Source organism: Umezawaea sp. (genome assembly GCF_036375055.1).
Lineage (GTDB): Bacteria > Actinomycetota > Actinomycetes > Mycobacteriales > Pseudonocardiaceae > Umezawaea.
In genome coordinates, this window is sequence record NZ_DASUSQ010000107.1 from 57,784 (window position 1) to 81,443 (window position 23,660).

The 23,660-nt window shown below is 73.8% G+C and carries 12 protein-coding genes; 3 read left to right on the forward strand and 9 right to left on the reverse strand.

Annotated elements, in window-relative coordinates; genetic code table 11:
* Positions 1-7: 7 nt before the first annotated feature.
* The 3 genes from VFZ92_RS27535 to VFZ92_RS27545 all read left to right on the forward strand — a co-directional run bounded on the left by VFZ92_RS27535 (position 8) and on the right by VFZ92_RS27545 (position 5,025).
* Positions 8-2,056, forward strand: coding sequence for a PhoX family phosphatase (locus VFZ92_RS27535; RefSeq protein ID WP_330878950.1), 2,049 nt, complete (start codon positions 8-10; stop codon positions 2,054-2,056).
* Positions 2,057-2,118: 62 nt separating this feature from the next.
* Positions 2,119-3,111, forward strand: coding sequence for a phosphotransferase enzyme family protein (locus tag VFZ92_RS27540; RefSeq protein ID WP_330878951.1), 993 nt, complete (start codon positions 2,119-2,121; stop codon positions 3,109-3,111).
* A 384-nt stretch (positions 3,112-3,495) separates the two neighbouring features.
* A complete protein-coding gene (locus VFZ92_RS27545) occupies positions 3,496-5,025 on the forward strand; it encodes a trypsin-like serine protease (RefSeq protein WP_330878952.1) in 1,530 nt (509 codons plus the stop codon).
* Between the two features lie 46 nt (positions 5,026-5,071).
* Here the strand turns inward: VFZ92_RS27545 and VFZ92_RS27550 are convergent, their stop codons facing one another.
* From VFZ92_RS27550 to VFZ92_RS27590, 9 genes are all read right to left on the reverse strand, one after another.
* Positions 5,072-15,334 carry a non-ribosomal peptide synthetase/type I polyketide synthase gene (locus VFZ92_RS27550; RefSeq protein ID WP_330878953.1) on the reverse strand — a complete coding sequence of 3,421 codons (10,263 nt, stop codon included), beginning with the start codon at positions 15,332-15,334 and terminating at the stop codon, positions 5,072-5,074.
* Positions 15,331-16,518, reverse strand: coding sequence for an MFS transporter (locus tag VFZ92_RS27555; RefSeq protein ID WP_330878954.1), 1,188 nt, complete (start codon positions 16,516-16,518; stop codon positions 15,331-15,333). The genes VFZ92_RS27550 and VFZ92_RS27555 overlap by 4 nt, the downstream gene beginning before the upstream one ends.
* Positions 16,519-16,647: 129 nt before the next feature.
* Positions 16,648-17,361, reverse strand: coding sequence for a 7-carboxy-7-deazaguanine synthase QueE (locus VFZ92_RS27560; protein WP_330878955.1), 714 nt, complete (start codon positions 17,359-17,361; stop codon positions 16,648-16,650).
* Between the two features lie 63 nt (positions 17,362-17,424).
* Positions 17,425-18,081: a 7-cyano-7-deazaguanine synthase gene (locus VFZ92_RS27565; protein ID WP_330878956.1), complete on the reverse strand. Its 657-nt coding sequence runs from the start codon at positions 18,079-18,081 to the stop codon at positions 17,425-17,427.
* Positions 18,082-18,100: 19 nt separating this feature from the next.
* Positions 18,101-19,090, reverse strand: a complete 990-nt coding sequence (locus VFZ92_RS27570; protein WP_330878957.1) for an isopenicillin N synthase family dioxygenase — start codon at positions 19,088-19,090, stop codon at positions 18,101-18,103.
* A gap of 11 nt (positions 19,091-19,101) precedes the next feature.
* The gene (gene ectB / locus VFZ92_RS27575; protein WP_330878958.1) at positions 19,102-20,364 is read right to left on the reverse strand and encodes a diaminobutyrate--2-oxoglutarate transaminase; all 1,263 of its coding nucleotides are present in this window, start codon (positions 20,362-20,364) and stop codon (positions 19,102-19,104) included.
* Between the two features lie 32 nt (positions 20,365-20,396).
* Positions 20,397-21,167, reverse strand: coding sequence for a class I SAM-dependent methyltransferase (locus tag VFZ92_RS27580; RefSeq protein WP_330878959.1), 771 nt, complete (start codon positions 21,165-21,167; stop codon positions 20,397-20,399).
* Positions 21,164-22,384: an MFS transporter gene (locus tag VFZ92_RS27585; protein ID WP_330878960.1), complete on the reverse strand. Its 1,221-nt coding sequence runs from the start codon at positions 22,382-22,384 to the stop codon at positions 21,164-21,166. Before VFZ92_RS27585 ends, VFZ92_RS27580 begins: the two co-directional genes overlap by 4 nt.
* 1 nt (position 22,385) lies before the next feature.
* Entirely contained in the window at positions 22,386-23,642 is a 1,257-nt protein-coding gene (locus VFZ92_RS27590; RefSeq protein ID WP_330878961.1) for an ATP-grasp domain-containing protein, read from the reverse strand.
* Between the last annotated feature and the right edge of the window lie 18 nt (positions 23,643-23,660).

The window sequence follows — 23,660 nt, forward strand, 5'->3', positions numbered from 1 at the left end:
GGTCGCCTTGTCCCAGGGGAAGCAGTACCCCGGTCTCCCGCTGCTGCCCGACCACCCGCTCGGCCGCTCGGCGAGGACCTGCGCCTACCGGTGCGGCAGCGCGTGCGCGCGGGACGAGCCGAACCGGTCGGACAACGAGTACTTCGGCGACGTCGCGGGCGGGGTCCTGTCGCGGCGCGGTCTGCTGCGGGCGGGCGTGGTGCTGGCCGTCGCGGGTGGCGCGGCGCTCCGCACCACCGCCGCGCCTGCCGAGCCCGGCGCGCACCCGTGCGCCCCCGGCGTGGACTTCGAGCCCGTCGCCCCCAACCGCGAGGACGCCGTCGTGGTCCCGGAGGGCTACGTGCAGGAGGTCCTGATCCGCTGGGGCGACCCGGTGCTCCCCGGAGCACCGGAGTGGGACTTCGACAACCAGACCGCGGCCGCGCAGGCGGCGCAGTTCGGGTACAACAACGACTACTGCGCCCTGGTGCCGGTTCCGGGGTGCGACGACCGGTGGCTCATGGTGAACAACCACGAGTACTCGTCCGAGGAGCTGATGTTCCGCGAGTGGGGCTCGCGGCCCCTGACCCGCGAGCAGGCGGAGATCGGCTGGGCAGCCCACGGCATGTCCGTCGTGCTCGTGGAACTCGACCACCGCACCGGCAGGCTCCACGCGAGGGTGGACGGCGAGCACAACCGCCGCATCACGCTGACCACGCCGTTCGAGGTGCGCGGACCGGCCGCCGGGTCGCCGTACCTGACGACCTCGGCCGACCCGACGGGCACGGTGGTGCTGGGCACGCAGAGCAACTGCTCCGGCGGCCTCACGCCCTGGGGCACGGTGCTCTCCGGCGAGGAGAACGTCACCATCGCCTTCGCCAACGCCGACGCGGTCGCCGATCCCGTCGCGAGGTCGCGGCTCGCCCGCTACGGCTTCACCCGCGGAGCGGGCATCCGGCAGTGGGAGCTGTTCGACCAGCGCTTCGACCTGGCGCGGGAACCCAACGAGGCCAACAGGTTCGGGTACGTCGTCGAGGTCGACCCGTTCGAGCCCGACGAGCCGCCCGTCAAGCACACCGCCCTCGGCCGGTTCAAGCACGAGGGCGCCAACGTGATCGTGGCGCGGGACGGGCGCGTGGCCGCGTACATGGGCGACGACGAGCGCTTCGAGTACCTGTACAAGTTCGTCACCGACGGCCGCGTCAAGCCGGGGCGCAGCAGGCACGCCCGCCAGCACAACAAGCGCCTGCTCGACTCCGGCACGCTGTACGTCGCCAGGTTCACCGGCGACAGCCCGGCCGAGGAGGTCGACGGGTCGGGCAGGCCGCCGTCGGACGGCCTGTTCGACGGCAGCGGGGAGTGGATCCCCCTGGCCCACGGCGACAGGTCCTTCGTGCCGGGGTTCTCCGCCGACGAGGTCTACGTCTTCACGCGCGCGGCGGCGGACGCGGTCGGTGCGACCAGGATGGACCGCCCCGAGGACGTCGAACCGCACCCCCGGACCCGCAGGGTCTACGCCGCGCTCACCAACAACACCGACCGGGGCAAGCCGGGCCGGGAGGGCGCCACGGAGGTGTCACCCCGCGTGGGCAACAGGAACGGGCAGGTGCTGGAGATCGAGGAGGCCCTGTCCGACAACACCGCGACCCGCTTCACCTGGCGGCTGCTGCTGGTGTGCGGCGACCCGAGCGCGGCCGACACCTACTACGGCGGGTACGACAAGACCCACGTCAGCCCGATCTCCTGCCCCGACAACGTCACCTTCGACGGCCACGGCAACCTGTGGATCACCACCGACGGCAACGCGCTCGGCTCCAACGACGGGCTGTTCGCCACCCCGCTGGACGGGGCGGAACGCGGCCACGTCCGGCAGTTCCTGACCGTGCCGATCGGCGCGGAGGCCTGCGGACCGGTCGTCGCGGAGCGGTTCGTGCTCGTCTCGGTGCAGCACCCCGGCGAGGTCGACGACGCCACCGTGGAGAACCCGGCCTCGCACTGGCCGGGTGGTGGCACCAGCCAACCCCGACCGGCCGTCGTCGCCGTCTACCGGGCCGACCGCGGCCGGATCGGCGGCTGAGCGGTGGACCACCCCGCCGTTCCCGGACGCGGCCCGCACCCCGCTCGGCACGAGGTGGTGGGATGACGGCCGTGGACGACGACCGGCTCGCGGAGTTCGCGGACCACCTGTGCGCGCACTTCGCGGTCGAACGGCGAGGCCCCCGCAGCATCGTCCCGGCGGGGCGGGGTTCCGTCGGCGTGGTGTGGCGGCTGGAGACCGGCGCGGCGCGCTACGCGGTGAAGGAGTTCCTGTGGGGGCTCCAGGAGTCCGAGGTGGACCGCGAGGTCACGTTCCGGGACCTCACCGCGGACGTCGGAATCCTGTCGCCCGCGAACGTCCCGTCCACCTCCGGCGGCTACCTGGTCCGGCTGCCGCCGGAGCTGGACGGGAAGCTCGTGCGCGTCTACGAGTGGCTCGACGGCACCCCGGTCCGCGCGGGCGAGGTGCCCGACCTGGTCGGCGACGCGCTGGGCCGGATGCACGCGCTGGGCGCTCCTCCCGTCAACGACCCGGACCCGTGGTACTCCACCAGTCCCGACGAGGCGGCCTGGTCGACGGTGGTGGCCGCCGCCGCGCGGGCGGGCGCCGAGTGGACCGCGGACCTGGTGGCCGCCCTGCCTCGGATCCTGGACCTGGCGGCGATCACGGCGGAACCGCCGACGGACGCGCAGCAGCTCCTGCACCTGGACGTGCAGCCGTCGAACCTCCTGGTGGTCGGGGGACGACTCGCCGTGCTCGACTGGGACGGCACCGACACCGGCAGTCCCGAACGGGAGCTGGGCTTCGTGCTCGCGCACTGGCACGCCGTGGACGGGACCGTCGACGCCTCGGGCGCGGCGCGCCTGGTGGAGCGGTACCGGGCCGCGGGTGGCACGGCCCGGCTGCGCGGCCTGTCGTCGTTCGGGATGCGGATCGCCACCCACCTGAACTACGTGCACTGCCAGGCGGAACTGGCGCTGGACACCGACGCGGACGCCGCGACCAGGCGCACGGCGGAGCAACGCACCCGCGACCACCTCGCCCGCCTGCCCCGCCGCGACGACCTCCGCGCGCTGCTCGACCGCGTGGGCTGATCCCCGGCGGCCACGTCACCCCCGTCGACCAGGCGCACCGGCACGGCGCCGGACAACGAGCGGCCGGTGGGGGTCGGGCACCGGAGGCCGACGTGGCGGGGCAGGCGAGTCCGTCCTGCGCGACCGGTCCGAGCGGTGCCCCGGCTGCTCCACGCGGGCAGCGCGGCCCACCGCCACGGCGGGCTCACCGACCCCGGCACCCGCTTGGTCCCGTTCCCGACGGGCTCGACGTCGCGGGCCCCGCGCCCCGGCGGCACCCTCGGGCGGACCGGCCGCCCACCCCGCGACGTCGAGCGAGGTCCTGCTCCGGTTCCGCCTGCGTCCGTTGCCGAACCACCACCTGATCATCGCCTCACGCGGACACCGGCCCAGCACGGTGGGGCCATGCGAAGCACCACCCTGCTGGCCGCCACCGCGCTGGCCTTCTCCGTCCTGGGCGCGACGCCCGCGCTCGCCGTCGTCGGCGGCACCGGGTCGACCGCGGCGTACCCGTTCGCCGGGTCCTTCCAGCCCTCCTACCCCGAACCACCGAGGCCGGACGGGCACGGCTGCGGCGTGCAGGTCCTCGCGCCGCGGTGGGTCCTGACCGCGAGCCACTGCGCCGGCAAGAACCCCACGAACGCCAGGACGGGCGTCCCGCGCGGCTGGAAGGTCCGCGTCGGGTCGCTCGACACCACCTCGGGCGGCGAGGTCGCCGAGGTCGACCACTACTACCGGCTGGCCACCAGCCGCGACGAGGGCGGCTTCTGGGGCAGGGACGTCGCGCTGCTGCACCTGCGCACCCCGGTCAGGGCCGAGCCCGTGCGGATCGCCTCGACCACCCCGGCGGACGGCACGCCCGCGCGCATCCTGGGCTGGGGCATGACCTGCGAGGACAGCACGAACCCCGACTGCTTCCCCACCAGGCTGCACGAGGCGGACACCGCGGTTCAGCCGATCTCGACGTGCACGGCAGCGGCGCCCGTCGGCGAGCTGTGCGTCGGCAGCCGGGACGGCCGCGTCGGCGCGCGGAACATGGATTCCGGCGGGCCCGCGCTGGTCCGCGAGGGCGACGACCGGGTCCTGGCCGGGGTGGTCAGCGGGCCGAGCGGCGACGGCGAGCCCGTGCTGTACACCGACGTCACGAGGCACACCGACTGGATCGACGGCATCATCTCCGGCACGGACGTGCCGCCGGACGACGTGATCCCGGACGTGGAGGGCTCGGTCGGCCTGGACGGCTGCGTCGGCTCGGTGGTCCGCCCGCCGGGCGCGGCGGCGTGGGACGGCGCGCTGCTGCTCACCAACGGCCACTGCGTCCAGGGCGACCGGCCCGCGCCGGGCAGCGCGCTGGTCGACCTGCCCGCCGCCCGCGAGGTCTCCATCGCCGACGCGCAGGGCTACCCGCGGGCCACCGCCCGCGCGACCCGCCTGGTGTACGCCACGATGACCGGCACCGACGTCGCGCTCTACCGGCTGGACAAGAGCTACGCGCGGCTGGCGGCCGAGGGCGCGAAGGTCTTCCGCCTCACGTCCGGGCCGGTGCGCGCGGGTGATCCGCTGACCCTGGTGCACGCGAGCGGCCGTTCGACCTGCACGGCCGAGGCCGTCGTCGACCGCCTGCGGGAGGGCGCGCACGAGATGGCGGGCTCGATCCGCTACGCCACCGACGCGGACTGCGCCCCGTCACAGGGCTGGTCGGGGTCGCCGCTGCTGGCCGCCGACGGCGTCACCGTGGTGGGCGTGCACAACACCCACAACACCGCGGGCGAGGTGTGCACCGACGACAACCCCTGCGAGGTCGCGCCGGACGGGACGACCACGGCGGTGCGGGGCCGCGCCTACGGCCAGCAGGTCGACCGGATCGCACCCTGCCTCGGTCGCGGGACGCGGCTGGACCTGCACCGGCCGCACTGCGCGCTGACCAAGCCCTGAACCCCGTTCGCCCGCCCCGGATCCGGGGCGGGCGAACGGCGTCGGCTCAGCGGCGGGCCGTGACCGCCTCGACGGCCGCCATGATCTCGGCGGCCCACCGGGACGCGGTGGAGTCGTCGTACAGGTCCGTCGAGTACTCGACGTCGAGCGCGAGGACGTCCCCGTCCAGGGTGAACACCACGTACAGCTCGGTGCGGGCCAGCCCTGGGACGACCTGCCCCCGGATGCGGCCGGTGGCCCCGCCGAGCCGCACGTCGACCGGCGGTTCGGCCACCACCGTGAAGAGCACCGCGGGGTACGGGTCGTCCGCCTCGTGCGGGATGGCCGCCCGGACCACCTCGCTCAGCGGGAGGGCCTGGTGGTCGAGAGCCGCGTACAGGCGCTCCGCGAGGTCGTCACCGGGCCTGGTCCTGACCAGCACCGCTTCCCCGACGTAGCCGATCATCGTCTCGTGCTCGGACCGGGTCCGGCGCGAGCTGGACACGGCCAGGACGACGTCCGGCTGACCCGACCTGGCCGCCAGCCAGTCGGCGAACCCCCGCGCGATGACCACGTGGGGTGTCGTGCCCGCCCCGGCCGCCGCCGAGCGGAGGTCCGCGGCGGACGCCGAGGTGCGCACGGTCGCGCCCGCACCCGACAGCACGGCGGGACGGGGGCGGTCGGTCGGCAGCGGGGAACGCAGGGTCGCCCCCGCGAGTTCGGTGCGCCAGAACGACTCCAGCGCCCGCCGGTCGCGCAGCGCCTCCTGTTCCGCCCTCGCGTGGTCGGGGTACTGCGCGGACGGCGGCGGCAGCTCCGCCCCGGCGTAGAGCGCGCTCAGCTCGTTCCAGAACACCGAGGCGGACCAGCCGTCGAAGACCATGTGGTGCACCACGACGGCCAGCACCCACCGGCGTTCGCCGATCCGGGCCAGTCCCACCCGCCACAGCGGTGCCGTGCCCAGGTCGAACGCCCGCTCGGCCAGGTCGAGGCACCAGCGGTCGACGTCGGCCTCGGCCAGCTCGGTCACCGCGAGGTCCACCGGGAACGGCCGGAGCACCTCCTGCCGGTCGTCGCGGATCCTCGTGCGGAGGGCCGAGTGGCGGCGGGTCAGCTCGTCGAGCGCTCCGCGCAGCAGTGCCGGGTCCAGGTCTCCCCCGATGTCCACCCTGGACAGACCGGCGTAGATCGCGGGGTTGGCGTGCGCGTGGTGGCGACGCCGCAACCGCCGCTGGGCGGACGTGAGCGGCGCCGTCCCCTCCACGTCGAGCCTGGCGGCCATCCCGCGGATGGTGGGGTCGCGGAAGAACTCCGTCATGGAGCACTCGGCCCCCACCCGGTCCCTGACCCGGTTGAGCAGCCGGACGACCGTCAGCGAGTGGCCGCCCAGCTCGAAGAAGGACTCGTCCAGACCGATCTCCCGCCGGTCCAGCTCCGCGCACCACAGCTCGTGCAGCACCCGCTCCGCGGGCGTGGTGGGCGCCGACTCCCGCGCCTCCCCCGTGCCGGGTGGCGGCAGCTCGGCCTCGTCCAGCTTCCCGTTGGCGGTCACCGGCAACCGGTCCACCAGCACCCACCGGCGGGGCACCAGGTAGGACGGCAGCCGCTCGCCGAGCAGGTCGGTGAGCGCCGCCGGGTCGGCGTCGCCCGCGACGTACGCCACCAGTTCCCCGTCCCGGACGAGCACCGCCGCCTCCCGGACGCCCGGCAGCCCCGACAGGACGTGCCGGACCTCGGCCGGTTCGATCCGCAGCCCCCTGATCTTGACCTGCTCGTCGACGCGGCCGTGGAACTCCAGCGTCCCGCCTGCCCGCCACCGGGCGAGGTCGCCGGTGCGGTACCGACCGGGGGCGACGAACGCGGCGGCGGTCTCCTCGGGCCGCCGGAGGTAGCCGTCGGCGACGCACACACCGCCGAGCTGGATCTCCCCGATGGCGCCCACCGGCACCGGTCGGCCCCGCGCGTCCACCAGCTCGACGCGGACGCCCTGGACGGGCCTGCCGATCGGCGGGTGCGTCTCGCTCGGGTCGACCCGGCACGTCGTGACCCCGATCGACGCCTCGGTGGGGCCGTAGAAGTTGTGCAGCGCGCAGTCGGGGTGCCCCGCGAGGAAGTCCCGGACCGCGTCCGAGACGACGAGCGCCTCGCCCGCCGACACGACCTCCCTGAGCGACGGCAGCACCGGGCGGGTCTCCAGCAGGTGCCGCAGGGCCGTGAACGGCATGGTGAACCGCTCCACGCCGTGCTGGCGGACCACGTCGGCGACGGCCGCCGGGTCGTACCGGGTCTCGTCGGGCATGAGCACGAGCGCGGCACCGGACGCGAGGGTCGTGAAGACCTCGTACACGCTGCCGTCGAAGGCCGGTGACGCCCACTGGAGGGTGCGCGTCGGCGGGCGCTCGGCCAGGTGCCAGCGGACCAGGTTCACCGGTCCGCGGTGCGGAACCAGCACGCCCTTCGGCCGCCCGGTCGACCCCGAGGTGTACAGGCAGTAGGCCAGGTCGTCCGGCCCGACCCCGCGGTCGGGGCGTTCGGCGCTCGGGTCGACGTCCTCGACGAGCAGCGACGGCGGTCCCTCGACCACCGGTCGCCCGCGATCGGTCACGACCAGGGCCACGGCGGCGTCGTCGGCCATGAACCGCAGGCGCCGCGGCGGGAGCGACGGGTCGAGCGGCACGAACGCGGCCCCCGCCTTGAGCACGCCGAGGACCGCGGCGACCAGCGCCCGTCCCCTGGGCAGGTGGACACCGACCAGGTCGCCCCGCCCGACGCCGGAGGCGATCAGCCGGTGCGCGATCCCGTTGGCGCGCTCGTCCAGCTCGCGGTAGGTCAGCTCCCCGTCGTGACCCGTCAGCGCGACCGCGTCCGGGACGCGGTCGGCCTGCGCCTCCACCACCTGGTGCAGGCACAGCGGGGAGTCCTCGACCTCGGCGCCCTGCCAGGACTCCAGCAGCAGCCGGTCGCCCTCCACCAGTCCGTCCAGTTCGGACAGTCGGACGCCCTCCACCGCCAACCGCACCACGTGGTCGAAGTACGCCAGCAGCCGGTCGACGGTGGCGCGGTCGAACAGGTCCGTGTCGAACTCGACGATGCAGCCCACGCCGTCGGCGCGCCGGGTCAGGTACAGGACCAGGTCCAGCGGCGCCCGCTCGCTCGGCAGGTCCACCAGCGTCGCGGCCACGTTCGGCGGCGCGAACTCCACCGAACCCTCGTGCTCGTACTCCACCGCGACCTGGAACAGCGGGTTGCGGTGGGGGTCGCGGCGCGGGTTCAGCTCGCGGACGAGCTGGTCGAACGGCACACCGCGGTGTTCGTAGGACTCCATCGTGGACAGGCTCAGCGCACGCGCGAACTCGGCGAACCCCTGGTCGCCGGACAGGTCGAGCCGCAGCGGCACGGTGTCCACGAACATGCCGACGGTGTCCTGGGCACCCGGTGGCCGCCCGGCCACCCCGGTGCCGAGCACGAAGTCGTCCTGGCCGCTGAACCGGGACAGCACCACGGCGAACGCGCCCAGCAGGACCGTGAACACCGTCGCGCGCTGCTCCTGGCCGAACCGCCGCACCCGCTCGGTCAGCTCCGCGTCCAGCTCGTGGACCGCGCTCGCCCCCGCGCCCGTCCGCACGGCCGGCCGGGGCCGGTCGGTGGGCAGCCGCAGCTCCGGGGCGTCGCGGAGCAGGTCGGACCAGTACCGGAGGTCCGCCTCGGGATCGGTGGCCCCGCCGACCTCGGGCACGGCGACGACCGGCAGGACCGGTTGCCGCGGCCACGCGCGGTAGTGCGCGGCCAGTTCGCGCGTCACCACCACCGTGGACGGCGAGTCGAAGACGATGTGGTGCGCCACCAGGAACAGGACGTGGTGGTCGGCGGCGAACCGCAGCAGGGTCGCGCGCAGCAGCGGGCCCTCGGCCAGGTCGAACACCTCGCGCCCGGTCGTCCGCAGGACCTCGTCGAGCGCCTCGGCCTGGTCCGCGCCCGCGACGTCCACCACCGGGACGTCCACGTCGACCCGGTCCAGCACGACGGCCCTCGGCTCACCGTCGACCTCGCGGAAGACCGTCCGCAGCGCGGGCTGCCGCTCGACGACGCGCCGCAGCGCGCCGCGCAGGGCGTCCGGGTCGAGCACGCCGTCGAACCTGATCGCCTTCGGCTCGTTGTACGTGCTGGTGCCGGGGTGCAGCCGCTCCAGGAACCAGATGCGCCGCTCGGCGGCCGAGAGCGCCCGGTCGCCGCCGCTGTACCGGCGGCGGAGGGCGTCGAGCGCGGGCAGCCCCGCGAGCACCCGGTCGGCGGGGACGCCGAAGTCGACGAACGACGCGATCTCGTCGACCCCGGCGGCGAGCAGGCCCGCCATCACCTTCTCGGAGCTGTCCAGCGTCCCGATCAGCGCCCGCGACTCGCAGTAGCGCTGGTACGCCTGCTCCAGCAGGAAGTCGACGTCCTCCGGTGCCGTGTTGTCCAGGTCGATCCGCACGCCGAGGCTGTTGGTGACCTGGCCGAACAACGACAGCGACGAGCGCAGGTAGCCGCAGAACGGCTCGAACGCCTCGGCGCGCACGGCGTCCAGGTCGTCGCCCAGGTAGGTGTGCACCAGCACGACCACCCGTCCGGCGGCCGGGTCCAGCCCCGCCTCCTCGCGCGTTCGCCGGTACAGCGCGATGTTCGCCGCCAGCTCCTCGACGGTCTGCGACATCAGGTTGGTCACGACGCCGAGCCCCTCGGTCGCGGCGCGGCGGTAGCTGTCCGGGTTGCCGACCACGGCGATGGACATCGGCGGTCGCGGCTGCACCGGGCCGGGGTAGAGCCGAACGTCGACCGGGTCGCCGTCGCCGCCGGTGACCTCGACGCTCTCACCGGACCACAGCCGCCGCACGGTGTCCAGGCGCGTGTACACCTCCTCGCGGTGCCTGCCGTAGTTCTCCGGGGCGAGCGCGAAGTCCCTGGAGTGCCAGCCGCTGGCGAAGCACAGCCCGATCCGGCCGCCGGACAGGTTGTCGACGACGGACCACTCCTCCGCCACCCGGATGGGGTGGTGCAGGGGCAGCACGACGGACCCGGCGTGCAGCCTGATCCGGCTGGTCCGCCCGGCCAGCGCCGCCGCGAGCACCGACGGGTTCGGGAACAGCGAACCGAAGGAGTGGAAGTGCCGCTCCGGCAACCACACCGCGTGGAAGTCGTGGTCGTCGGCGAACACCGCCGCGTCCGTGATGAGCCGGTACTTGTCGTGACCCGCCTGGTCCGGGTAGTCGCCGAAGAAGTAGAGGCTGAAGTCGACCGCGGCACCGCTTGCCGGGTAGGGCGCGTCGTACGGGCCGAGCGGGGACGTCGGCCGCGGTTCCGGTCGCGTTTCCGGTCGCGGTTCCGGTCGCGGGCGTTCGGGGAGCGGCGGCGCCGACGTCGGCCCGTCGCCGCCGAGGAACTCCAGCTGGCGCGCCATCAGGGTCGTGACCTGGTCCACCATGTGCCGGGCGAGGTCGAGCTGCTGGTCGACGACGGACCGCGCCCCCTCGTGCCGCTCCGGCTCGACCACGACCGGTGCGGGTGGTGGGGGCGGTGCGGGCGGTTCGACCGCCGCCACCGGCGTGCGCGGCCCGAGCAGGGCGGCGAGCTTGCGCGGTGTGTCGGTGCCCTCGAAGAGGTCGCGCATCGGCACGCGGACGCCGAACCCCTGGTCGAGTTCGCGGACCATGGCCATCAGCACCAGCGAGTCGGCGCCCATCTCCAGGAACGACCGGTCCTGGTCGACGGTGGCCGGGTCGGTCCCCAGGTGCCGCGCGGTGAGCGCGCGGACCGCGTCCGCGGTGCCGCCGTCGGCGCTGGGGGCGGGCTTCACGTCGGGGCGTGCCACCGGCCTCCGTTCGAGCGGGTAGCCCGGCAGCGGGACCCGCCCGCCGGGGGCGAGCGCGGTCCAGTCCACGTCCGCGCCGCCGCGGTAGGCCTCCGCGACCGCGAGCGGCAGGGCGTCCGGGGTGCCCTGGCTCGGTGCCCACCGGCTGCCGGGCGACGTGCGCCTGCCCAGGCGGGTGAGCACGTCGCCGGGGCCGATCTCGACGACCAGCGCCGCGTCGCCCACCCGTGCCAGCGCCAGGTCGAACCGGACCGGCAGGCGGGCGTGCCTGCCGAGGTGATCGGCATCCACAGTGGACAGAATGGTCCCGTCCAGGCCGTTGACCACGGGGATGCGCGGCGGTCGCAGGTCGACCTTCTCGGCGTGCCTGCGGTACTCGGGCAGGACGGGGTCCAGCAGGGCCGAGTGGAACGCCCGGTCGACGTCCAGCACCCGCCACGACACCTGCCGCCGCTCCAGCAGGGCCTTCGCCCGCTCGATCGCCGGGAGGTCGCCCGAGAGCACCTGGGACAGGGGCCCGTTGACCGCGGCCAGTTCGGTCCCGCTGTCCCGCGCGACCTCCCGCGCCACGGCGGGTTCGGTGGCGACCGCGATCATCGCTCCGGGTTCGGTGGACTGCATCAGCTCACCGCGGACCGAGGTCAGCCGCACACCGTCCTCGAAGGACAGGACGCCTGCCGCGTGCAGCGCGGCCAGTTCCCCCGCGCTGTGGCCGAGGACGGTGTCCGGCCGCACGCCGAACGACCGCCACAGCTCGACCAGCGCGGCCTGGTACACGAACAGCCGCGGCTGGAGCAGGGGGCCGGTGTAGGCGTCGAGCAGGGGCGCGGTCACGGGGAACTCGCGGCGCAGCCGCTCGGCGCTCTCGGCCACCGGGCCGCCCTGCCCGCTGAACGCGAACACCAGCGGCCCGCCGCCACCCGCCCGCGGGGTCTCCGACAGCGCCCGCACCAGGTCGGCGGTGGTCCGTCCCACGACCGCGGCCCGGAGCGGCAGGTGCCGCCTGCCCAGCGCCATCGTCGTCGCCACGTCGGCCGCCGCCAGGTCCGGGTGCGCCACCAGGTGGGCCCGCAGCCGTTCCGCGGTCTCGGCCAGCGCCCGCGGGTCGCGCGCGGACAGCGGCACCACGACCGCCCCGCCGGTGTCCGGCGTCGGGCGAACGGGCGGCGCCTCCTCCAGGACGACGTGCGCGTTGGTGCCGCCCACGCCGAGCGCGCTGACCCCCGCGCGGCGGGGTGTGCCGTCGGTGGTCCACGGTCGGCGCTCGGTGGCGAGCACGAACGGGCTGCCGTCGAGCCGCAGCGCGGGGTTGGGGCGGCTGAGGTTGATGGTCGGCACCAGTTCCCGGTGCTCCAGCATCAGCACGGTCTTGATCAGCCCGGCCATGCCCGCGCAGCTGTCGAGGTGGCCGATGTTCGGCTTCACCGACCCGAGCGCGCAGGACCCGGTGCGGGCGGAGGCGAAGGCCTGCGACAGGGCCTCGAACTCGATGGGGTCGCCGACCGGCGTCCCGGTGCCGTGGGCCTCGACGTAGGACACGGTGCCCGCGTCGACCCCGGCCCGCGCCAGCGCCTGCCGGATCACGGCGGCCTGGCCGGACACGCTGGGCGCGGTGAACCCGGCCTTCGCCGTGCCGTCGTTGTTCACGGCCGTTCCCAGGATCACGGCGTGCACGGTGTCCCCGTCTGCGAGGGCCCGGTCGAGCCTCTTGAGCAGCACGGCCGCCACGCCGTTGCCGCCCACCGTGCCGTCCGCGTCGGCGTCGAAGGTCCGGCAGCGCCCGGTCGGGGACAGGATCGAGCCGGGGAAGTGCCGGTACCCCGAGTCCTGGGGGGTCCGCACGGCCGCGGCGCCCGCCAGCGCCAGGTCGGCGTCGCCGCTCAGCAGCGCCTGCACCGCCAGGTGCACGGCCACCAGCGACGTCGAGCACGCGGTCTGCACCCCGATCGCGGGCCCGGTGAGCCCCAGCCGGTAGGCGACCCTGGTGGCCAGGAAGTCGGGCTCGCCCCCGATGGTCGCCTGCATGGCGCTGGGCACGTCGGCGACCGCGGTCGCCTCCGGGTCCATCCGGTCCTGGTGGCCGTAGAGGTTCATGCCGGTACCGGCGTACACGCCGATCCGGGTGCCGGGGCGCGCCGGTCCGGCGTACCCGCCGTGCTCCAACGCCTGGTGGGCGCACTCCAGGAACAGCCGGTGCGCGGGCTCGGTGAACGCGGCCTCGCGCGGGCTCACGCCGAAGAAGTCCGCGTCGAACGAGTCCACGTCCGCCAGGACACCACCCACCGGCACGACCGCCGGGTCCGCGGCGGGGCCGAACACCCGGACGCTGTCCACCCCGTCGCGGAGGTTGGCCCAGAACCGGTCGACGTCGGGCGCGTCGGGGAAGCGGGCCGCCATCCCGACGATGGCGATCCGGTTGTCCGGCCCGCCGTCCGCCGGTAGCGCGGGCGGGCGCGGAGCGGGTTCGACGTCCTCGGACAGGCGCCCGACCAGGTGCGCCGTCAGAGCCGCGACGGTCGGGTGCTCGAACACCGCCGTCGTCGCGACCGGTGTGCCGAGCCGCTCCTCCACGCGCTTGCGCAGCTGGAGGAGGTGCACCGACGTCAACCCCAGCTCGTAGAACGGCGTGTGCGGATCCGCGTCCGCACCGACGGCGTCGCGGACGACCGCCGCCACGTCAACCGATCGCGGAGCGGATTCGACCTCCTCCGGCACACGCCCGGCCGGGTCCGCCACCACAGCCGCGACGGTCGACTGCTCCACCACCACCGCCGACGCGACCGGCGCACCCACCCGCTCCTCCGCACCGACGGCGTCGGGGACGTCCGGCCGGTCGCGCAGCGCGGCTCGGCGCACCTTGCCGCTGGGTGTGCGGGGGAACTCGCCCGCCGGGACGGCGACCACGCGCGCCGCGGTCAGCCGCAGCCTGGTGAACACGGCTTCCCTGATCCGCCTGCCGACCTCGTCCGGGTCGGGTGCCACGGCCTCGAAGAACACGACCAGGTCGTCGGTCCCGGTGCTCGGGTTCGGGATCCCGCGGGCGCCGACCCCGCCCACCGGCACGCCGTCGACCGCGCCCGCCACCTCCTCGACCTCGTGAGCGGGCACGTTCTGTCCGTTGAGGACGATCACGTCCTGCTCCCGGCCGGTGATCACCAGCTCGCCGTCGACCAGGAACGCCAGGTCGCCGGTGCGCAGCCACGTCCCGTCCGGCAGCGCGGCCCCGGTCGCCGCGGCGTTGTTGGCGTACCCGGCGGTCACCCGGTTCGAGCGCACCTGGAGCGCGCCGATCCAGCGCTCGGGCAGCACCTCCCCCTCCGCGTCCACCACCCGGAGCGCGGCACCGGGCGCGGGCCGCCCGACCGCGACGAACGCGGTGCCGTCCGGGTCGTCGGGCTCGACCCACCGCAGCTCGCCGCGCAGGCTGGACCTGGCCACGTGCCGGACGCTGCCGGGAGAGGTCCAGCGCCCCAGCGTGATCGCGGTCGTGGTCTCCGCCATGCCCCACACCGGCATGAGCGCCTCGGGCCGCACGCCGAACGCCGCCGTGGCGTCCAGGAACCGCCGCACGACGGGCACGAGGACCTGCTCACCGCCGCAGAACAGGGTCCGGATCGCCGAGAGGTCCCAGGACCGGTCCGGCGCGCGGGCCAGCTCGTCGGCCACGAGCTGGAGGCCGAACGTGGGCGACCAGCAGTGGTTGACCCGGTGTTCGGCCAGCTCGTCCAGCCAGGACAGGGGATCCGCCACCACGGACCCGGTCGGCAGGTGCACGTTGGTGCACCCCGTGAACACCGGGAGCACGTGGTAGAGCAGGAAAGCGCCGCTGTGGTCGACCGGCAGCCAGTTCAGGGTGACGTCGCCGGGCCGCAGGTCCATCTCCCGCCGGGTGCCCGCGGCGAACTCCGCCAGCGCGCGGTGGGTCAGCCGGGCCGCCTTCGGCGTTCCGGTGCTCCCCGAGGACAGGATCAGCAGCGCCACGTCGGTCTCGTCCGGTCGGTGCAGGTCGGCCGCGGGCGGACCGTCCTCCCACCGCGCGATGTCGACGCCCGGTGGTCCGCCGAGCCTGCGCAGCGCCGCCGCGCCCGCCGCGTCGGTGAGAACCAGCGGCTCGTCGAGCAGGCGCCACGTGCCGCGCACGCGGTCGAGCGCCGCTCCGCTCGACGCGGGTTCGGTGATGGCGACCGGCACGACGCCGCCGAGCACGCACGCCCAGAAGGCGGGGAAGAAGTCCTCGGGCGGCAGACCGTGCAGGACGACGTGGTGGCCCGCCTCCAGTCCAGCCTCCCGCAGGCCGGTCAGCAGCCGCCTGGCCCGTGCCAGCAGCCGCGCGTAGGTCAGCAGCCCGCCGGGGGTTCGGACTCCCGAACCCGGAAACCCCTCGGCAGCCCGCACAAGAGCCTCGACCGCGTCGCGCGGGTCGTCGTCGGTCAGCTCCAGAGGGGCGCCGTGGCTCAGCGCGCGCGGTGGGTTCGTCCTCAATGGTTTGTCCCTTGGGTGCGGTTCGAGTCGAGTGCAGAACGGTTGCCGCGCAGGGTGAACAGCAGCAGGAACGCCGCGGCGGCGACGCAGGTGGCACCGTGGAGCAGCCCGACCGCCACCGGTACCGGCAGCGCCCCCAGCAGGAAACCGGCGGCCACCGTCCCGGCGGCGAAACCGGCGGCCTCCACGCTCGCGGACAACCCGAACAACCTACCGCGCTGGTGCTCGGGCATGGCCTGGAACCGTGAGACGTAACAGATCTCGGTGAACCCGTCGGCCAGGCCGGCGACGGCCGCGGCGACGACCACGACCGGTGTCGGCACCCCGGTGAACGCGACGACGAACGACACGGACATCAGGCAGGTTCCCACCGCGAACGCCCGCTCGGACGGCGGTGCACCGCGGCGCTTGACCCACCGGGTCACCAGGGGGTGGGCGCAGAGGGTGCCGACCGCCCACGCGGTCATGAAGTAGCTCATGAACGCCACCGCGCCGTTCTGCTCGGCGTACAGCGGAAGCGCCACGTTGTGCGACGCGGAGCCGAGCGCGTCGGCCGCGCGCAGCACCAGCAGGCAGACGACGACCCAGCCCAGCGCGAACCGGTGCCGCAGGGCGGGCGGGGTCGTGTCGGCGGAGGTGACCTCCCTGGCCCGCCGGGGCAGCAGGGCCACCGCCGCGGCGCAGCAGAGGAACGACGCGGCGGTGATGGCGAACGCGGCCTGGAAGCCGCCGACCGGGATGATCGTGCCCGCCGACGCCAGGCCCAGCACGGTGGCCACGGCCCGGCCCGTCACCAGGTAGCCGTTGGCCCGCGTCCTGTTCTCCTGGCCCACCAGGTCCGGGACGGCGCTGCGGAGCGCGACGGTGAACACCGTGTTCCCCGCGCCGAGGACCACGCACGCCACCACGAGGGCGGGAATGCCCGGCCACAGCAGCAAGGCGACCACGGCCGCGGCCCGCGCGAGGTCGGCGCCGATCATCAGCCACCGGTCCGCCCGCCCCGCCAGCCGCCCGGCGGGCACTCCGCTGACGAACCCGGACAGCACCCGCAGAGCCAGGGCCGCACCGGTGCCGAGCGCGCTGTCGGTGAGCTGGAAGGTGAACAGGCTCAGGACGATCAGGTTGAGGTAGGTGCCGAAGACCGACAGCGAGTAGGCGGTGGTGAAGAAGACGAACGAGCGCACCGTCCTACCCCGGTGCCGTCTCGGGACATCGCGGGGTCTGGTCACCAGGTAGCACGACGGGTCTCTTCACCTGCGTTCCGGTCCGGGCGGCGGGGTGGTGGGGACGGGCCGGGCCCGCCCCCACCGCCGTCACACCGCGCGCTTCTTGCCCCACACCAGGGTGTGCAGCCTGGTGGTGAGGTTCCAACCCCGGTCGACGACCTCGTCGGCCAGGTTCTCCATGTGCTTGCCGATCTCGTCGCCGCTCTGCCCCTCCGGCATGATCCACACCGACGTGATGGCGAAGCGGTCGACCAGTCCGGCGACCTCGTCGAGGTCGTCGGTGTCCCGGCAGACGAACTTGAACATCGTCTCAGGTGTCGTCGCCAGGCTCGTCAGCGACGCCGGGATGATCCGGCGCGCCTCCGGGTCGCCCGAGTGCGCGAGCTTCGGCGAGACGTTGAAGCGGACGCCCGCGTCGACCAGCTCGGGCGCGGGCGCGTGGGTGCCGTTCGTCTCGATCTCGATCTCGACCCCGTTGCGCACGAGGATGTCGATCAGCGGCACGAGCCGCGCCTGCTGGCCCAGCGGCTCTCCGCCGGAGATGACCACCATGTCGACCCCGAAGGCCAGCAGCTCCTCCGCGACCGAGGCGACCGTCCTGCGGTGCAGCTCCACCTTGGGGTCGTACTTCACCCCGCTCGCGCTCACGCCCTGCCAGTCCCAGGTGTACGGGGTGTCGCACCAGTGGCACGACAGGTTGCACCCGCCGAGCCGCAGGAACGCGCACCTGCGCCCCATCGACCGTCCTTCGCCCTGGACCGTGGGGCCGAAGATCTCGTTGACCACGAGTTCCGGTTCCACAAGGCACCACCTCCTCGTGTGTCGTGACTCCGAGCGCTCGCCCGGTGGTCGGCTGGAACTTCCCTACTCGGCGTACTCGGTGGGGTCCTTGACCCCGAGCTCGTCGAATGCCCCGCGCCGTTCGGCGCAGGCCGCGCACACCCCGCAGTGCAGCTCCTCGCCGCGGAAGCAGGTCCACGTCTGCTCCCACGGCACCCCGAGCTCCTCGCCCAGAGACACCACGCCGGTCTTGTGCAGCTCGATCAGCGGCGCGAGCAGGTCGAGTTCGGGACGCGCGGTGGCCACCTTCTCCATGGCCAGGAACCGCGTGAGGAACTCCGGCGAGGTGTCGGAGGGACCCACGTCGTCGGCCATGACGCCGAACGCGACGGCGTCGGCCTCCTCCACGACCGCCAGCGCGAACGCCACCGACAGCAGCAGCGCGTTGCGGTTGGGCACGATGTTCGGGTTGCGGGTGGTCGGCGTGCCGAACTTCGGCACCTCGACCGTCCGGTCGGTCAGCGACGAGCCGCGGAAGACGCTCTTCACCGCGCTCAGGTCGGCCTGCTCGTAGGGGAACCCGAGCCGGTCGGCCGCCGCGCGCGCGAACGCCAGCTCCTTGTCGTGGCGCTGCCCGTAGTCGATGGACAGCACGTGCAGGGTGTGGCCCCGCTCGGCCAGGTGGTGCGCCATGACGACGGAGTCGATCCCGCCGGACACCACTGCGATGATCTTGCTCAAGGGAACGTTCCCCGTCCGGTCAGGAGGTGGGTTCGATCACGACGCCGAGCTTCGCGAGGACCGCGTGGCGGGCCACCGCGGTGGGCATCCCCGCGCCGCCGCCGATCGGCTCGGCCAGCGGCTCCACCACGGTCTCCGGGTCGGTCTCGAAGAAGAACACCAGCGACAGCAGCTCCTCGTCGGGTGCGGTGGGGCTGGGGGCCAGCACGCGGTGCTTGAGCGCCCTCCAGCGGCCGTCGGTCCACTGCTCCATGAGGTCGCCGAGGTTGACGATCAGCGAGTCGGGGCCGTAGGGCGGCGCGAACCAGTCGTCCTCCTCGTTCCACGCCTGGAGCCCGCCGACGCCGAGCTGGCGGCTCAGGACGGTGAACGTGCCGAGGTCGGTGTGCGGGCCGTTGCGGAGCTGGCCGCTGGCGACCCCGCCGACGGCGTTGAGCGACGGGTACCAGCTCGCGTTCTGCGTCCAGGTCGACTTGGTGGCGCGGGAGGTGAAGTAGTCCTCCGGCAGCCCCAGCACCGAGGCCAGCAGCCGGTTGACGCCCTCGGCGACCCGCACCATGTGGCCGGTGTAGGCCTCGGCCGCGGCCCTCAGCTCGGGCATCTCCTCGGGCCAGCGGTTGGCCGGGTAGTAGATCCGGTCCAGGTCAGGGCTGCCGGTGCTGTGGGTCGGGCTGGCGTAGAAGGACTCGTGCAGGTCGGGCGCGCTCGGCGCCTCCTCGCCCTCCTCCCTCGGCACGCCGACGCCACCGCCGGGGTGCATCTCCAGCCAGCCGCTGTCGTAGGCGGCCTCGATGGCGTAGCGGGCCTTGACCTCGCGCGGCAGGGCGAAGAACTCCTTGGCCCGTGCGCGGAACTCGTCGATCACCTCGCGCGGCACCCCGTGCCCGTCGAGCAGGAACATGCCCGTGCTCCGCAGTGCCGCGTCCAGCTCGGCCGCGACGTGCTCTCGCTTGTCGGCGGAGGCGGTCAGCCACTGCTCCAGGTCGACGGACGGGACGGTCGTCTTCACAGCTGCTCTCCTCAATGACGTGACCGCGTGAGAACGGAGCTCACGCTGGTCCGGATGATGCGCAGTCCTTCGTCGATCTCGTCGTCGCTCGTGGTCAGCGGCGGCAGCAGCTTCACCACGTCGTCGTGCGCGCCGGAGGTCTCGACCAGCAGGCCGTCGCGGAACGCCGCGGCGCACACCTCGCTCGCCGCGCCGGGTTCGGGCAGCCGCAGTCCCACGGCCAGTCCCCTGCCCCGCACCTGGAGGCCCGCGCCGCGGTGGGCGGCCACGACGTCCTCCAGCGCCGCCGTGACGCGGTCGCCCCTGGCCCTGGTGGACTTCTCCAGGACGTCGTCGCTCCAGTAGGTCCGCAGCGCCTGCGCGCCGGTCACGAACGCCGGGCTGACGCCCCGGAACGTGCCGTTGTGCACGCCGGGCTGCCAGACGTCGAGGTCGCGGCGGATGAGCGTGAGCGCCAGCGGCAGGCCGTAGCCGCCGATGGACTTCGACAGGCACACGATGTCCGGCACGATCCCGGCGTCCTCGAAGCTGAAGAACGCGCCGGTGCGCCCGCAGCCCATCTGCACGTCGTCGACGATCACCAGCACCCCGTGCCTGCGGCACAGGTCGGCCAGGTCGCGCAGCCACTCGGCGCGCGCGGTCCCCAGGCCGCCCTCGCCCTGCACGGTCTCGACGACCACGGCGGCGGGGCGGTCCAGCCCGCTGCCCGCGTCGGACAGCAGCCGCTCCAGGTAGCGGGAGTCCGGCAGCGCGCCGTCGAGGTACCCGTCGTAGGGCATCGGGGTCGTGTGCGCCAGCGGCACGCCCGCCGCGGCGCGCTTGGTCGCGTTGCCGCTGACCGCCAGCGCGCCCAACGTCATGCCGTGGAAGGAGTTGGTGAAGCTGACGACCTGGTGGCGGCCCGTCACCTCGCGGGCGAGCTTGAGCGCCGCCTCGACCGCGTTGGCCCCGCCGGGACCGGGGAAGACGACCTTGTAGTCGAGTGCGCGCGGTCGCAGCACGACGTCGTCGAGGGTCTGGAGGAAGTCGCGCTTGGCCACGGTGAACATGTCCAGCGCGTGCGAGACGCCGTCCCTGCTGATGTAGTCGAGCAGGGCGTCCTTCAGCACCGGGTTGTTGTGGCCGTAGTTGAGCGCTCCGGCCCCGGCGAAGAAGTCCAGGTAGGGCTTGCCGTCCTCCGAGTAGAGCGTGCTGCCCTCGGCGCGGTCGAACACGACGGGCCAAACCCGGCTGTAGCTCCGCACCTCGGACTCGAGGTCTTCGAAGATGGTCATGTCACGATCCGTTCTGCGCTGGGTGGCGCGCGTCAGGAGCGGCTCGGGCTCGCCGGTTTCCGGACGTGCAGCAGGAACCAGTGCCTGCCGAGGCGGACACCGCGGTCGGAGGAAGCCGCTGCGACGTAGCGGGAGAACAGCTCGCCGTCGGCTTCCGAGTCGTAGTCCTCGAAGATCGGGACCATGTGCAGGAACGTGTCGAGTTCGCCCGCGTCGAGGAAGAACTCCTCGTAGGTGAAGTTCTGCTCGCGCGCGGTCGTGAAGCCCGCGGCCTCCAGTTCGGCGCGCGCCTGCGTGGCCTGGGGCACGTCGTCCCACCGGCCGTGGAGCTGCCCCCGGCCGAAGACCTCCTTCAGCTCGCGCACGTCCTGCTCGCCGATCCCCAGGTACACCAGGGAACCGCCGGGCTTGAGCACGCGCAGGTACTCCCGCGTGAACAGCGGGCCGCGGCGGGAGGTGACCACGTCGAACGACTCGTCGGGGTAGCCGGTCGCCGAGGCGTCCCTCAGCTCGAACTCGACGTGGCGCAGACCGGAGCCCGCGCGGTGCCTCACTGCTGAGTCGAGCATCTCCCGCGCCATGTCGATGGCGTGGACCCGCCCGAACTCGGGGGCGATCCGCAGCAGGTTGCGGCCGTCGGCGCAGCCGACGTCCAGCAGTGCCGCGTCCGGGTGGCCGTGGCGCGTCGTGATCTCGTCGAAGGCGTCCTCCGGGTCGCCGTCCGGGAAGACCTCGGTGCGCTTGGCCCCGCTGGAGTAACCCCCGAACCTGTCCGCGACCTTCGAGTAGAACTCCGAGTTCATCGTTGCCCCTCCGGGTGGGTGCCGGTCGGCCTGGCACGGGCCGCCAGCACGAGGACGGTCGCGGCCGCGCCCGCGACCGGTGACAGGAACAGGAAGGCCGGTGCTCCGTGCGCGCCCGCGAGCGCCGCTCCCGCGGCGCTGCCGACGGCGAAGCCGACCATGGTGACGCTGGTGGCCCAGCCCTGCACGACGCCGTCGGCGCCGGTCGGGGTCAGCTCGCCGAGCGCGCCGTAGAAGCGGGCGAACGTCGTGCCGATGGCCAGTCCCGCGAGCGGGCACGCGGCCAGCACGGCGATCGGCGACACCAGCATCGCCAGACCCAGCACGCACGCCCCGGCGGCGAAGCACGCGAGCAGCGCGGGCAGCTTCACCGACACCAGCGTCGAGGACGCCCCGAGCGCGAGCGCGCCGACGATGCTGCCGATGGACATGCAGGCCAGGAACCAACCGCTGTAGCCGGTCACGCCCTGCTGCTGGGCGTGGATGGGCAGAGCGATCTCGATCGCGGACAGCGCGGCGGCGAAGAGGAACAGCGCCCCGAACGCGGCGAACAGCGACCGGGACGCCCACCGGGGCGCCGAACTGGGCGGCGTGGACGTCGGGGCGCTCCCGCCGCCGGGCGCCGCGAGCAGCAGCACCGCGACCGCGGTGAGCACCCCGATGGCGATGAAGGGCACCTCCGGGCGCGCGGACACGCTCAGCCAGGTGGCCAGCACCGGGCCGGTGATGAGCGTGGCGTCCATCAGCGCGGACTCCATCGCGTTGCCCGACGGCCTGCCGCGCAGCCGGTCGGTCGCCGTCCAGTGGGAGCGCAGCAGGATGCCCGCAGGCGGCACGAACAGCCCCGCCGCGCACGCCGCCAGCAGCACGACGGCGAACGGCAGCCGCTGCGACGCGCCGACGACCAGCCCGGCGACGCCGAGCAGGTAGCCGAGCAGGCACAGCAGCAGCACCACGCGGCCCGACCGACCGGTGACCAGCCTGCCGCGCAGCGGACTGGTCACCGCGGTCGCGACCAGCATCACCCCCGCCGCGCTGCCCGCCGCCCCGTAGGAGTAGCGGGGCGACAGCAGCAGCACCGCGCTGACGGGGAACATGCTGTACGGGATCTTCGACAGCAGGCTCACGACCGCGAGCCGCCGGTCGACCGGTGTGGACAGCACGTCCCGGTAGGTCTCCACGAAGCCGAACGACCTCGTGCCGCGCGTCTGGGTCATGTCAGCCGTTCACGCCCGCGGGGACCGGGTCGGGCTCGATCTCCAGCGTCACCAGCGATCGGACGATCGCCAGGGTGGCGATCACCGCGTCCTGGTCGGGACCGGTGACGAACACGCTGACCGGGATGTTGAGGCTGTCGCGGGTCAGGGGGACGTGGTCGCCGGGGGCGCACTCCACCATGACCCGGTCGATGCCGGGTAGGCCGTCCAGCGCCTCGATCCCGTGCACCGCCCGCAGCGTGCCGGGGGCCTCGTCGTTGCGGATGACCAGGGAGCCGAAGACCGCCCGGAAGTCCGGCGAACGGTCCATGATGGACGGTCGGCGGCCGAGGTAGCACTCGATGGAGTCGTGGTAGGGCCGCATGAGGTCGCTGTAGCGGCCCCACATCTCCATCGCGGGCCCGCCGGGCTGCCGGGCGCCGACCTCGATGAGGTACACGCCGTCGGCGTTGCACTTCACCTCGGTGTGGCTCGGGCCGCGGCGGATGCCGTAGGTGTCGAGGACGTCGCGCACGTAGTCGCTCAGCCGCGCGAAGTCCGGGTCCGTCCCGTCGATCTGGACGGTCTCCCACACCGGGAAGTCGTAGTCGCCGTCGCCGGGCTGGCGGTACTCCCAGATGTCGACCAGGCGGTGCTCGCCGTCCGCGCTGTAGTGGTTGACCGCGAACTCGCGGCCCCGGACGTAGTGCTCCACCAGCCACTCGGTGATGGGCTCGTCGAACACGTCGTGGGTGACCAACCCGTCCAGCGCGCCGAGCGACCCCTCGTCGGAGATCACCACGACACCCTGCGAACAGGACCCCATGGTGGGCTTGACGATGGCGGGAAACCCGATCTCCCCGATCGCCTCGGCGATCCCCTCCGTGGGCACGAGCCGGAACTCCGGCACCCGCAGGCCGCTGTCGCGCGCCCGCTGCCGCATGGCCGCCTTGTTGCGCCTGGCCCAGGCGAGCGCGTGGTCGTTGCCCGGCAGGCCGAGGCGGTCCGCGATCATGTCGGCCAGGTACACGGCCGTGTCCAACGTCGGCAGGACGGCGCGCACGTCCAGCCCGCGGTCCGCGACCTGCTTGGCGACCTCGTCGACGTCCGACGCGTACAGCGACACGTCGTCGCCCACCTCGTGGCCGGGGCTGCCCGCGCTGTACTCCACGGTGTACACCGACACGACGGTGAACCCGAGTTCGCGGGCTGCGGCCTTGTACCTGGCCCCGGTGCGGATCGGGTCGACCAGCAGGACCGCGGGTGCTTCCTCTGTCATCAGGTGTTTCCTCTGGAG